Below are 13,326 nucleotides of genomic sequence, written 5' to 3'. Positions count from 1 at the left end.
ATAGTGTGAGAGGTCAGACAATAGGAAATTCCAACGGTGACTGCTTCTCGTAGCGCCGCGTCTGGCTAGCCAAGCGAGCTGCAATGTTGGTTCCGCTGAGCTTGCGCGCCTGCAAGAGGAACTCCCGGCCCTCCTGGCTGCGGGTGTACACCGCACGCATCGGCAGGCCTACGCGCTGGAGTTGGCGCAAGAACTCATCCACGTTCTCCCGGCGCGTGCCGAGCACGTCGGGCACCGACTGGGCGCAGAAGATTCCACGGATGCGAACCTGATGCGCGGGCGCAATGAGGTAGCGCGCGTTGCGGACCTCCCCAGACAGCTGAGTCATGGCGTCCGCAAAAAGCTTCCTTTCGGCGAAGGTTCCGCCGGACAGGCGTACATTCGCGCCGATGGCGCCTTCGTCGACGATGGCCATGAGATTGCGAGTTTCGATCAAGCCGAGGGCGCTGAGGGTGCGCGCCAGGGCCGTGGCCTCGGCTTTCAGGCGCTTGGTGGTATCCGTCAGCTGCTGGACCTTCCGCGTGCGTAGCAAGGCCGCCGCACCGCCGAGCAGTGCGAGCACCCCGAAAGCCAGCCACTGTCCCCCGACCGGGAGGTGCGGAAGGGCTCGCCCCACCGCCAGCCCGAACATGACCGCGAGGATGAAGATGTAGCCCAAAATAACGTCCAGGTAAGGCACCACCCCGGCCGATGCGGGCTTTTCAACGTCGATGTGGAACTGCATCTCGTAGGGCTGGCCATCCGGCACATTCCCCATGTCTAGGGCTTCTAGCCACTGGTTGCGCATTAGGTCCCGACGGAAGGCCCGTGCCAGCATCTGTTCGTTGGCGGCATCGATGCTGCGATAGGCCCGCAGGGGTGGCTCGGTGAAGCAGCGGTCGAAACCGTTCTCGATCACCGGCGCATCGGCGCGCGGCGCGACGAAAGCCTCGAAGCGCTTCTGCAGCGAGCGCACGTCGTGTGAGCCCAGCACGTCCAGTGACTCCCCCGTACCGACGTTCAGCGCCTGCGCCCCGCTCTGTGCCACCTGGTCGAGCCACATCCCGCGCCCGGAACCTTGGCTCGGTTCGCACGTTGCGATGTGCCAGATATTCGCGGTCTTATCAGGAACGGTGGGATCCACCCGGATCACCCGGCCGCGCATCTGGTTCGTCAGCATAAACGCGCGCACGGAGCTGGCGATGATTAGCGCATTGGCGCAGGGCGAATCCCACCCCTCCCCCAGCAAGGCGGCGGTGCCCACCAGGATCGTGAACAATCCTTCCTGAAAGGCGCGGGTAATGGCGGGCACAGACACCCTCGTGCCGCCGGAAAAGCGCACCTCCACATACTCGTCATTGAGGTCCTTGGCGGCGGTGACTTCCCCGTCGAGGTGCGCCGCGAAACGCTTCACCTCGTCCAGCGCCGAGCGCGGGATGACGATCACTGAGCCGCTGATGGCGGCGATTTTTGTGGTGCCGCCTACGCGCCGTCGCAGCGCTTCGAAGATGGGGATGACGCCCACGTGGACCAGGGCATCGTCACTGCCCACGCTGGACAGGTAATCCCGCTGAACGTAATCCGCGAGGATCACCATGCGCAGATTTTCGGACATCGCGGAGACTTCTTCTTCGGCAATATCACTGACGGCGCGGACCTTGCCCGCGGAGTGGGTGAGGATCCGGTTGACCTTCTTCTCTCCGGTAACGGAAATCTTCCCCTTGTTCAGCAGGTTATTCGCCCGCAGAGAAGAGGCCACCGTCGGGCTGGCGCGGAAGAAGTCGGGATGGTCGATGACGAACTGAAGCCCCAGCTCGCCGGAGAGTTCCGGGCGCTTTTCGCTGAGTATCGCCTGGATATGCGGTGCTATCGGGTGCCCAGCAGCGGCAAGAAGGATTTTAAGGGCGTAGAAATTCTCCTCGTCGTCGAGGGCAATCTGCAGCTGTTCGTCCGTGAGTTGGCCGAGGTCCTCTGCCAGTTGCGCCAAGATGCCCTGCCGTTGCAGGTCCATTAGCACTTCGTTGCCACGCCGACGCAGCTCGGCGATTTCCTGTTCTTCTTCCCGACTGGGCTTCGTAACGTAGACGTAGTCCTGATGCGGGCACAGGTTACCGGCGGCCACGAGTTCCGGGGCGAAGATCTCCTCGTCGATAGGGCCGCATAGCTGCTCGTAGCGCTGCCATTCGCTGGGGGTGGAATCATAAGGCGGAGTGGCCGTGAGCGCGATGGTGTTGAGCACTGCTTTTCGGCGGCCCAGCTGGTTCATGAAGGCTGTCAGGGCGCGGTGCCACTGGGAGCGCAGATGGTGCGCTTCGTCGAGGCACACCGTTCCGATGTCGCGAACCGCTTCGAGAATGTCGAGGTCCGCGAAGTCCTCTCCCGTTTCCTCGTCGAGCGCCTGAGTATATGCGGAGTACAGCGCCTGGTAGGTGATAACCGTGAGGAAGGCTGGGTTGTGTAGCGAGGTGGAACACCATTCCCGCGGGTTCGATGTGCCGTTGTGTTGAAAGTGCGCCGTGAAACGGTCGATCCACTGGTCGCGGATGGTGATGGTGGGAGCCAGGATCAGGGCTGGTTGGCCGAGGCGGCAGATGAGTTCCAGTCCGAGAATCGTTTTGCCCGAACCGGGAGCGGCGACAATGTGGATGCGGTGATCCTGCTTCAGGTCACCGAAGCGTTCGAGGATGCGCTGCTGATACGGCCGGAAAGTCCCGGCAAAGCGCCAGCTGGGTTGCGGTTGTGGATCGGGCGCTGCCATGCGGGCAAGTCTAACCGATCAGGCACACATGCCCTCCTTGTAGTCAGCGAAAACCTCCGCCTAAATGCGTTCCTACCTCTCCTCTTCCAGACACTGCCCACTAAGACCTTCAAGCTCTTCAGAAGCGCAGTATACTATTGACAGCGTCTTTCACCTCGAGCGTTGAAGCTCAATTCACCGAGACAAGCAAACTTGGCACCCAATCAAAGCCGACTCCAGTACATTCCACACAAAACAGACTACCAGGGATAATATGTCACACTTTCACCCATTCTTATCCATCGTGAGCGCCATATCGATAGCAATGGGCAGCGGTCCGATACCCAGCCCTCCGACTCCAATAACATCCGAAAACAAGACCCCTCTTCCTGAACTGGAAAAATCGATAGAGTACATTCAGTCAGATACCCCCTCCGAAGCAATAAGAATAATAAACCAGGAGGATAAAATAACACAACCTTACGCCCTTTCTCAAAGACTAGGCCCTTGTACACTAATTCCGAGAAATATACACGTGAGAACAAGGACCAACAATGGGGATGCTCGAGTAATTGGATTTAAACCAGTTACCATCTGCAACCAAAAGGTTCAATCCATTCGGCACGAAAGTAGACTAAAGTATAAATACTATTTGTGGTGGAAAGACGCTAGCCTTAAGCACGGAGTCCCCACCCGTTCGACAAACAGAGGCGCAGCGCGACTAGAACAAAAAAATATTGAATTCCAATGTAAAGGTCTAGTCAACACTTCTTTCATCGGCAATACGGTAGGCAGAGTAGTCGCCAACGGGGTAACCTATCATGCCGTCATTAATACTGATACATTTCGCACCTCCTGTAGAGCCTGAGGAGGCTCCATGCTTAAAGCTGCATACCCGAGCGTGCTCGCACTCTTCTCTCACCAAAAAGAAACTCTTCAAGAAGACTTCGTCGGTGTTGCACGTAATCGAAAACAAGCAGACGCAATGGCCGAATATGTAGAATCAAAAATGTACAGCTGCTGGATTGAAGAAGTAACCATTAACGACTGGTATAGGACGCTACTCAGAAAACTTCCTTCCGATGTAATCTTTCTGGTTTTCCGATCTGGACCTGCCCAGGAGGAAGAAAGAAGAGCAGACGATTTTGACCCAGAACTAGTGGCGGCGTTCACTTCTAAGCTAGCCGCTGAACGATGCGCGGTTGCCCTAGATCGGAAGGTCGCAACTGGTAACCCCCTGCACACTAAACTAAACCAGCACCATGTTTGGGAAGCACATTATGGCTTTCTCCCTAAATATCTGAAAGCGGATGGCATTCCAATTCCAGCTTGTTAATTGAGCACAACAAAACCCCAGCTCATCTCCGAACTGGGGTAATGCGTTCTGTGGAGCCGCCGGGAATTGAACCCGGGTCCTTTGCGACCTCGCCAGGGCTTCTCCGTGCGCAGTTCGCACGTGACCTCTGCTCGACCCTCCAGCGCTCACGAACCAGCCTGGATGATGGGCCCAGTTGCTCGAAAAGAGTCCCACACGGCCCAAGCAACAAAGCCGTGCGGCAAGTCCCTTAAGTCGATGCCAGCTACCGGGTCAGGGACATACCCGGGCTGACAGACACGCGGTCGCTGTAATTAGGCAGCGAGGGCGTAGTCGCGCTGAGTGTTCTCGGCGCTTATAAAATCGCAGCGACGCTTAAAATCGGTGGTCGTCTGCCTTCACCGGCACGCTTCCCCTGGCTCAATGCACAAAGTCGAAACCAAGTCGACCCCGTGATTCCTGCTGCGGAAACGCTTGTACAACAGGAAATCTAACCTTACACCCGCGTGTGGCACTGATTCAAGAATCCGTCTGCTCCTCTTGCCATTTCGCCTTGCGCTCCTTGGACTTCTTGTTGTTCTTCACCGCCATTAGCCCGACCGCAATGCCTATCACCACAGGCACCCATACCTTGCTGTAGTCCGCCATGAATTCCACCACGCGCAGAATCGGTTCCATCCATTCGGGCATGTGCCAGTCCGGCCAAGGAATCGAGGGAAGGTTGATCTCCGGCCACGGAATGGAAGGCAGGTTAATGTCCGGCCACGGGATCGACGGAAGATTAATGTCCGGCCACGGGATATCGATATCCCAGTCCGGCACGAAGCTCAATAGCCACGAGATCAATCGCGAAACTAACGGCCCCAGCACGATCACGGCCAGCGCCCAACCGCCCTTCCCCAGCCCGGTAATCAGGGGAAAGAACCAGCGCTTGAACGGCGACTCCTCCATCGCCTCCCAACGCTTAGCCGCCCGCGAACCTTCAGGCGGGTCGAAGACCACCACCCCCTCGTCGTCCTTCACCTTAACCTCGATCATCCAGCTATCGAGGAAGTTCGACGTCCACCCCAGGTAAGGCGCGCTGAGCGTCATCTCACCGCCGTACTTCCCAGCCTTAACGGTCGCCTCGGTCTTGCCTAGGTCAATCTTTTGATTCTCGAGGCTCTTGTACCTTGCGATCGTTACCCCGTCGCGACGCACGAGCAGCTGACGGTCCTTATCGAGGTCGTCTAGTTTCTCTTCCAGCCTCTTGTAGAACTTCTCGCTGTCTTCTTTTGTGGACGCCCTCTCGTCCCCCGCATCACCCTCAGCTACCTCTTCTGCCTCCGGCTCGGTGCTGTTTTCCGCGTCGGTTTTCTTATCGGACGCGGGGAAGTCGGGATCGATTTCCCGCAGTGCATCTGGTTCGCCGATAAACAGCTCAAGCAGCCCGAATTCCGGGTGCTTCAGGGACCAGTGCTCCACGTCGTCATTTTTCACAGGCCCGAAAGTATCAAAACGCGAAGACCCGTTCAATAGGCGCTCCCTATGCGCTACCGCTACCTAGCCCTTGATCCCCTTGATTCGCCGGCCCATTTCGCGCGTGATCTCACGCTCTTCCGTACGGCGCTTGATGTCCTGGCGCTTGTCGTATTCCTGCTTACCGCGCGCCAGCGCCAGCTCCACCTTCAGCTTGCCGGCGACGAAGTACAGCTGCAGCGGAACCAAAGTGTTGTTTCCGTCGCGAACCTTGCCCATAAGCGAGTCGATTTCCCGGCGGTGCAGTAGCAGCTTGCGGGTACGGCGGGGGCTATGGTTCGTCCAGTGCCCCATGGAGTACTCCGGGATATGAAGTCCGCGCAGCCAGACCTCGCCTTCATCAATGGTGGCGTAGGCGTCAACAAGAGAAGCCTTGCCCTCCCGCAAAGATTTAACTTCCGTGCCCACCAGTACGACACCGCACTCGTAGGTATCGATGATGTGGTAATCGTGGCGTGCCTTGTGGTTAGTGGCAACGACGAACTGGCCAGTCCCCTTCTGACCTGTACCTTTTTGCCCCTTCTGGGGCTTACCCTTTTTCCCCTTCGATTTCCCCGAATCGGTGGGAGTGCTCTTTTTTGCTGCCATGACAGCCACACACTACCACCGGGCGCCCCTTCGAGCGAAAATGCTTGAGAGCGCTAATGCAGTGCTGGCTTAGCGCAAGCGCAGCGCTAGTTCTTCACATACCAGCGCAAAGTAACCTGCGCGGTGATAGCCGCGACGACCACGCCGACCAGCACCACAAACGGCGCAGCCAACCACAAGTCGCTGTTCGTCACGCGCGCCACGAGCTGCTGGTCGTATACGGCCTTCAAGGCGCGATCGACCACCAGGATCTTCGCGGCGAACATGCCACCAACCGCCAGCACCGCACCGATCAGGGCGGCCATCATGGCCTCCAGGACGAACGGAGCCTGGGTATACCAGCGTGAGGCACCAACCATGCGCATAATGCTGATCTCACTGCGGCGCGAGTAGGCGGTGATCTGCACCATGTTCATGATCAGGAAGATTGCGGCGATGGCCTGAACCGCGGCCACGATGAAGGAAGCGTTGCGGATGGAGTCCAGGTTGCGCATCGCAGCCTCCAGGTTGTCGCCCTGGTCCACGATGTTCGTCACCACCGGGTTGTCGCGCAGCGCGTCGATGGGCGCGGAGTTCTCCGGATCGGCCAGGCGCACGTGGAAGGCGGCGGGCAGCGCATCCTTCTCCGTCTGCTCCACCAGCTGCGGGTCGGAGTCGCCGAACAGCTCCACGAAACGCTCGTAGGACTGCTCCTTATTACGGAAGGTCACGGACTTAACCGCTTCGTCGCCCTCCAACTGCTGCTTAATCTCGGAGCACTCCGGGGAAGCACACGTTGGGTCGGAGCTCGAAATCTCGTCGTCGAGCTGCACCATCACTTCGATGCGGTCGAAGTAGATGTCCTTCGTCCGCTCCGTCATCGCACTCAGCAAAAAGCCGGTGGCCAGCAGCGCCAGCGCGATGGAGGTGGTGATGATCATCGCGATCGTCATCGTCATGTTGCGGCGCAGGCCCGAAAACGCCTCGCGGAACACAAAGTTGGTCTTCATTAATGTTTCCCTACTGTTCCCTACTGATCCGTACAGTTCCGTATTAGTGGCCCACGCCGTACATACCGAGCTCGTCATCGCGCACGAGCTTGCCCTTCGACAGCTCGATCACGCGCTTACGCATGGAGTCCACCGCCACATCGTCGTGGGTGGACATCACCACGGTCGTACCGTTCTGGTTAATGCGGTTGAGCAGCATCATGATCTCTGATGAAGTATCGGGGTCCAGGTTGCCTGTCGGCTCGTCCGCCAGCAGGACCAAAGGCTTATTTACTGACGCCCGCGCGATCGCCACGCGCTGCTGTTCGCCACCCGACAGCTCGTGCGGGAAGCGGTTTTCCTTTCCGTCGAGGCCAACGGTCTTCAACGCGGCAGGCACCAAGTGCTGAATTTCTGCGCGCTTCTTGCCAATGACCTCGAGGGCGAAGGCAACGTTGTCGAAGACAGTCTTCTTCGGCAGCAGGCGGAAGTCCTGGAAGACATAGCCGATGCGCTGGCGCAGCTTCGGCACATCCCGCCCCTTGATCTTGTTCACGTGGTAGCCGGCGACGTGCAGGTCTCCGGAATCCAGCTTTTCCTCGCGCAGGATGAGCTGCAGGAACGTGGACTTACCGGAGCCGGAGGGGCCGATAAGGAAGACGAACTCACCCTTTTCGATGTCCAGGGTGATGTTGTCCAGGGCCGGCCGCCCGGAAGACAGATAGCTCTTGGTTACATTCTCGAAGGTGATCACGAGCACACAGTGTAGCGAAACTAGTGGGGCAAAGATAGTCCAGAGTGACTGTTGTTACTTCTGTAGCTTCATGTGGCTTGGTTGATTCTGGACTTCTGCTGTCTCGACGCACCCCAGAATGTAAAGTCGCAACCCAACCCGGTTGAAGAGCTAGGCGTCAAGAAGAGAAAAGAGCCCATGAGCGACACGAAGACTAAAAAAGAAACTACAAAAAGCAATCAGCCCGGGGGCTTCCTCGGATTCATCGAGAAAGTTGGCAACAAACTCCCCGACCCGTTTTGGCTATTCGTCATACTCGGCGGGCTGGTGCTCGTCTCTAGTTTCGCCTTCAACAAGCTAGGCCTCAGCGCCACGAACCCAGAAGACGGCGAGAAGGTAGAGATCGTCAACCTGCTGAGCTCCGAAGGACTCCAAGAAATCCTTTCAGGCGTGGTGGACAACTACGTAACCTTCCCACCGCTGGGTCTGATTATTACGGTCATGCTGGGCGTGGCCGTGGCAGAGCACTCCGGTCTGATTAGCGCGGTGGTACGCGCAACCGTCTCTAGGGTCGGGCCGAAAACTCTGACATTCGTCGTGGCGCTTGCGGGCGTGACGGGCTCCGTGGCCTCGGACGCCGTGTACGTGATCCTCATTCCGCTGGGTGCAGTGGCCTTCCGCGCAGTGGGGCGCTCCCCGATCGTCGGCGCGATGGTGGCCTTCGCCGCCTCCTCCGCCGGGTTCAACTCCTCACTGGTGCTGAACATCACCGATGTGCTGCTGGGTGGCATTTCCACCTCGGCAGCTCACATCGTGGACGACGAATACTTCGTCTCCCCGCTGGCCAACTACTTCTTCGTAGCTGCCAGCGCGATCGTGTTGGCGCTGATCATCACGGCGGTGACGGAGCTGTACATGAAAAAGCGCGCCCTGGACCTTGTCGACCACGACGAGATCGACTACTCGGAGGTCACCTTCAACACCGGCCGCGACGGCGATGACGAGCTCGCCGGAGACGTACCGCAGGAAAAGATCACCGCTGCTCTGAAACTCGATACCGATGAATGGCGTGCACTGCAGAACACCGCCATCGTCGCCGTCATCATGACGGCCATCTACTTCGCGCTGCTGTTCGTTCCGGGGTCGCCGCTACAGGGCGAAGGCGGCGAAGTGATGTCCAGCCCGCTGATCACCGCAGTGGCCGTGCCTATCGGCGCATCCTTCCTGATCCTCGGCCTGGTCTACGGCCTGGGCATCAAGTCCATCACGAAGGCCAGCGACGTTCCGGAGTTCATGGCGCGCGGCCTGAAGACCCTGCTGCCGATGATGGTGCTGTTCTTCGCCGTATCGCAGTTCCTCGCCTGGTTCACGGCTTCCAACCTGGGTTCCTGGACCGCCATTAAGGGCTCGGAGCTGCTGCAGAAGGCCGACCTGCCGCCGCTGCTGCTCTTCGGCGCCTTCGTGATCCTGGTGGCACTGGTGAACCTCTTCATTACTTCTGGTTCCGCCCAATGGGCGCTGATGGCACCGATCGTCGTGCCGATGTTCATGTACGTCGGCTTCTCCCCCGAGGTCACCCAGATGCTGTTCCGTATCGGCGACTCGCCGTCGAACATCATCACCCCGATGAGCCCGTACTTCGCCCTGGCCCTGACCTTCCTGCAGCGCTACTACAAGAAGGCGGGCATCGGAACGCTGATGTCGCTGACGTTGCCGTACTCCATCGCCATGCTGGTGGGCTGGTTCCTGTTCTTCGCCCTCTGGTGGATGGTCGGCCTGCCGCTCGGCCCTGGCACGCCGATGGACTACCCGGCGCCGTAGCTCCCTAGCCCCAGCGCTGGCTCTGCACTGCGCTGGCGCACAGCACAGGTTCAGCCCCCGTGGTAGCCCTGCCCAAGCCTTATCGTTAGTGTGGAAAATGTACCCCTGCACACCGCTTGGCCAGGGTTCCACATTGCGCCTTGGCCAACGATCTAAGAATTGAGGTCGGCGTTGAACAGCCAGGCTAATACTCCTTTACCCAATAGCTCCGATGTCGAAGCGGTGGTCACCAAGGCCATTCACCGCGCCGAGCAGTGGCTGGAGGTCGAAGAGACTTCCGCTTCCACGAAGCAGTTGGCAGACATGGTGCACGATCCCGACGGCGTGGAGTTCACCTTCGCCTTCGTCGACCGCGTGGCCCGCCCCGAGGACAACCACGTTTCGGCCAAGGAGTTTGCCAAGATCGCCAACCCGTTTAAGCGCACCGAGCCAGTGCCGGGGTTCATGAGCCTGGTCGATTCCATCCTGGTTACCGCCGGTTCCATCGCAGCGCCACTGCTGCCGAACATCGTCATGCCGATCGCGCGCTCCTACCTGCGCGCCACCGTCGGCCACCTGGTGCTGGATGCGGAATCCAAGGCGCTGGATCGCATGCTGGACGACTACCGCGACAAGGGCTTCCAGCTGAACCTGAACCTGCTGGGCGAGGCCGTGCTCGGCGAGGCCGAGGCACAGCGACGCCTGGATAACACCCTCGACCTGCTGAAGAACCCGCGGGTGGACTACGTTTCCGTCAAGGCTTCCTCCGTGGTCAGCCAGCTGAACCACTGGGACTTCGAGGGCTCCATCGAACGCCTGAAGGATCGCCTGCGCCCGCTGTACCGCCAGGCCATGAAGCGCGACCCGCACCCCTTCATCAACCTGGACATGGAGGAGTACAAGGACCTCCACCTGACCCTTAAGCTGTTCACCGAGCTGCTGGACGAGGAAGAGTTCCAGAGCCTGGAGGCCGGCATCGTGCTGCAGGCCTACCTGCCCGACACCTTCGACGCGCTGCAGGAGCTGGCGGAGTTCGCCGCGCAGCGCCGTGCCAAAGGCGGTGCCAAGATCAAGGTGCGCCTGGTGAAGGGCGCCAACCTTTCCATGGAGCGCGTGGATTCCGAGGTTCACGACTGGCCGCAGGCTCCCTACCTGACGAAGGCGGAGGTGGATGCCAACTACATCCGCCTGCTGGATTGGGTGCTGCAGCCCGAGCACGCGGATAACCTGCGCATCGGCGTGGCTTCGCACAACCTGTACCACCTGGCACTCGCCCACGAGCTCTCCGTTGCCCGCAATGTCGAGCACCAGCTGGACGTGGAGATGCTGCAGGGCATGTCCCCCGCACAGTCCGAGGCCGTGCGCGACGTCGCCGGCAACATGATTCTGTACACCCCGGTGGTCAAGAAGGAAGACTTCGACGTAGCCATCAGCTACCTGGTGCGCCGCCTGGAGGAAAACGGTGCGAAGCAGAACTTCCTCTACGCGCTGTTCACCCCAGAGGATGACGAGACCGACGTCACCGGTATGACTCCGATGCAAGGCCAGGAGCTGCGCTTCCGCAACTCCGTGCGCGACCGTTGGGAGACCTTCGCCGGTTCGCGTCGCACCCAGAACCGCCTGGAGGAAGAGGCCGAGAAGAAGGGCTGCCAGTCCGACGGCCTGCCCGGCAACTTCGTCAACGAGCCCGACACCGACCCAACGCTGCCCGCCAACCGCGAGTGGGCGCTGCAGATCGTCGATCCGTCGAGCGATCCTGGCCCCGCTCAGACCCCGGAGGTAACTGACCCTGCGGTTATTGACGCCGCCGTCGCCCGTTGCCGCGAGGCTTCCGAGAAGTGGTCGCAGAAGACCGGCGCGGAGCGTGCAGAGCTGTTGGACCAGGCCGCAGATGCCCTGGCCAACAACCGTTCGAAGCTGATCTCGGCTGCAGTATTCGAGGCGGGTAAGACCGTCGCCGAGACCGACCCCGAGGTTTCCGAGGCCATCGACTTCGCCCGCTACTACGCGGAGAGTGCCCGCCAGCTGGACCACGTGCGCGGCTCGGTGTTTACCCCGTACAAGTCCGTGGTGATCACCCCGCCGTGGAACTTCCCTATCGCCATCCCGCTGGGCGGCGTTTTCGCCGCGCTGGCTGCCGGTTCCTGCGCGATCATCAAGCCCGCTCCGCAGGTGCTGCGCATCGCGGAGGTCTTCATGGGCATTCTGCGCGAGGCCGGCATCTCCGAGGATCTGGTGCAGCTAGTCAACGCCGACGAAGCCGAGGCCGGCAAGCGCCTGGTGAGCCACCCGGATGTCGAGTCCGTGATCCTCACCGGCGCCTCCGAGACCGCGAAGCTGTTCCGTGGCTGGAAGCCGCGCATGGTCATTAACGCGGAGACCTCCGGCAAGAACGCGATCATCGTTACCCCGGCGGCGGATCCGGACCTGGCGGTGGCGGACATCTTCAAGTCTGCGTATGGCCACGCGGGTCAGAAGTGCTCCGCCGCCTCGCTGATCATCACCGTCGGCTCGATCGGCAAGTCCAAGCGCTTCATCAACCAGCTGGTCGATGCGGTGCGTTCCATGAAGGTCGGCCCGGGCTCCGACATTTCCACCTTTATGAACGGTGTGATCGAGGAGCCAGGCGACAAGCTGCTCCGCGGCCTGACCGAACTGGAGAAGGGCGAGAAGTGGCTGGTCAAGCCCCGTAAGCTCAACGACGAGGGCACCCTGTGGTCCCCTGGCCTGCGCGACAACGTGAAGCCGGGCAGCTGGTTCCACACCCACGAGTGCTTCGGCCCAGTGGCGGGCATCATGCACGCAGAGACCCTGGACGAGGCCATCGAGTGGCAGAACTCCACGGGCTTCGGTCTGACTGGCGGTATCCACACCATCGACGTGGAAGAAACCGCATACTGGCGCGAGCGCGTGGAGGTCGGCAACGCCTACGTGGAGCGCGGCATCACAGGCGCTATCGTGCAGCGTCAGTCCTTCGGTGGCTGGAAGAACTCCGCCCTGGGCAGCGGTGCGAAGGCCGGTGGCCCGAACTACGTCGCCCAGCAGGGCGTGTGGACCGAGGGCGACCTGAGCGAGCTGGCCGCAGGCACCCTGCCGACGCACATCACGCAGCTGCTGCGCGAGATCCGCGGCCTGGGCTCCCCTGCCCTGTCCAAGGACGATCACGTGTGGCTGCGCCGCGCCGCGGAGTCGGATGCCTACGCGATGTCCACCGAGTTCGGCGTGGAGCACGACAAGACGGCCCTGGTCGTGGAGTCCAACGTGTTCCGTTACAAGCCGTTGCTCGAGCCGCTGCGCGTCCGCGTTTCCGAGGGCGCCAACCCGCGCGACCTGCTGCGCCTGAAGCTGGCCTCCGCCGCCACGGGCACGGAGCTGGATATTTCCGCCAACCCGGAGGTTGCCCGCGAGTGGGGCGAGCTCGGCGAGCAGATGCGTACTTCCTCCGACCGCGACTTTGCCGAGGAAATTGCCATCGCCCAGTCCGTGCGCGTCCGCGCGCTGGGCGAAGCCCCGGATGAGTTCTACGAGGCCGCTGCGAAGTCCGGCTCCGTGATCCTGGATCAGGATGTGTTACCCGATGGCCGCCGCGAGCTACTGCCGCTGTTGCTCGAGCAGGCGATCTCCACGACGGAGCACCGCTTCGGCTACATCCACGGCCTCACCCCTTAAGGAGCAGCGCTGAGCCTGA

General features: G+C 60.5%; 8 protein-coding genes and 1 other RNA gene. 3 read left to right on the top strand and 6 right to left on the bottom strand.

Annotated elements, in window-relative coordinates:
- Positions 1 to 13: 13 nt before the first annotated feature.
- Positions 14 to 2,737, bottom strand: coding sequence for a DEAD/DEAH box helicase family protein (locus tag L8V00_RS05525; RefSeq protein WP_269944448.1), 2,724 nt, complete (start codon positions 2,735 to 2,737; stop codon positions 14 to 16).
- A gap of 856 nt (positions 2,738 to 3,593) precedes the next feature.
- Here L8V00_RS05525 and L8V00_RS05520 point away from each other — a divergent pair.
- Positions 3,594 to 4,052, top strand: a complete 459-nt coding sequence (locus tag L8V00_RS05520) for a hypothetical protein (RefSeq protein ID WP_269944447.1) — start codon at positions 3,594 to 3,596, stop codon at positions 4,050 to 4,052.
- A 48-nt stretch (positions 4,053 to 4,100) separates the two neighbouring features.
- Here the strand turns inward: L8V00_RS05520 and ssrA are convergent.
- The 5 genes from ssrA to ftsE form a co-directional block, all read right to left on the bottom strand.
- Positions 4,101 to 4,483: a transfer-messenger RNA gene (ssrA, locus tag L8V00_RS05515) on the bottom strand.
- 67 nt (positions 4,484 to 4,550) lie between these two features.
- The gene (locus tag L8V00_RS05510; protein WP_269944446.1) at positions 4,551 to 5,510 is read right to left on the bottom strand and encodes a hypothetical protein; all 960 of its coding nucleotides are present in this window, start codon (positions 5,508 to 5,510) and stop codon (positions 4,551 to 4,553) included.
- 63 nt (positions 5,511 to 5,573) lie between these two features.
- Positions 5,574 to 6,137 carry an SsrA-binding protein SmpB gene (smpB, locus tag L8V00_RS05505; protein ID WP_269944445.1) on the bottom strand — a complete coding sequence of 188 codons (564 nt, stop codon included), beginning with the start codon at positions 6,135 to 6,137 and terminating at the stop codon, positions 5,574 to 5,576.
- An 86-nt stretch (positions 6,138 to 6,223) separates the two neighbouring features.
- The gene (ftsX, locus tag L8V00_RS05500; protein ID WP_269944444.1) at positions 6,224 to 7,126 is read right to left on the bottom strand and encodes a permease-like cell division protein FtsX; all 903 of its coding nucleotides are present in this window, start codon (positions 7,124 to 7,126) and stop codon (positions 6,224 to 6,226) included.
- Between the two features lie 43 nt (positions 7,127 to 7,169).
- Entirely contained in the window at positions 7,170 to 7,859 is a 690-nt protein-coding gene (gene ftsE / locus L8V00_RS05495) for a cell division ATP-binding protein FtsE (RefSeq protein ID WP_034964874.1), read from the bottom strand.
- A gap of 177 nt (positions 7,860 to 8,036) precedes the next feature.
- Between ftsE and L8V00_RS05490 the strand changes: the two genes are divergently transcribed.
- Entirely contained in the window at positions 8,037 to 9,659 is a 1,623-nt protein-coding gene (locus L8V00_RS05490) for an AbgT family transporter (protein WP_269944443.1), read from the top strand.
- A gap of 171 nt (positions 9,660 to 9,830) precedes the next feature.
- Positions 9,831 to 13,307, top strand: a complete 3,477-nt coding sequence (locus L8V00_RS05485; protein WP_035005041.1) for a bifunctional proline dehydrogenase/L-glutamate gamma-semialdehyde dehydrogenase — start codon at positions 9,831 to 9,833, stop codon at positions 13,305 to 13,307.
- Positions 13,308 to 13,326: the final 19 nt, after the last annotated feature.

The organism is Corynebacterium evansiae, assembly GCF_027570065.1.
GTDB classification, from domain to species: Bacteria; Actinomycetota; Actinomycetes; order Mycobacteriales; family Mycobacteriaceae; genus Corynebacterium; species Corynebacterium evansiae.
This window is presented reverse-complemented; position numbering and strand designations above follow the sequence as displayed.

Coding starts and splice junctions, on each gene's coding strand:
- L8V00_RS05525 (WP_269944448.1), bottom strand. CDS start 2,737: ATGGCAGCGCCCGATCCACAACCGCAACCCAGCTGGCGCTTTGCCGGG.
- L8V00_RS05520 (WP_269944447.1), top strand. CDS start 3,594: ATGCTTAAAGCTGCATACCCGAGCGTGCTCGCACTCTTCTCTCACCAA.
- smpB (WP_269944445.1), bottom strand. CDS start 6,137: ATGGCAGCAAAAAAGAGCACTCCCACCGATTCGGGGAAATCGAAGGGG.
- ftsX (WP_269944444.1), bottom strand. CDS start 7,126: ATGAAGACCAACTTTGTGTTCCGCGAGGCGTTTTCGGGCCTGCGCCGC.
- L8V00_RS05490 (WP_269944443.1), top strand. CDS start 8,037: ATGAGCGACACGAAGACTAAAAAAGAAACTACAAAAAGCAATCAGCCC.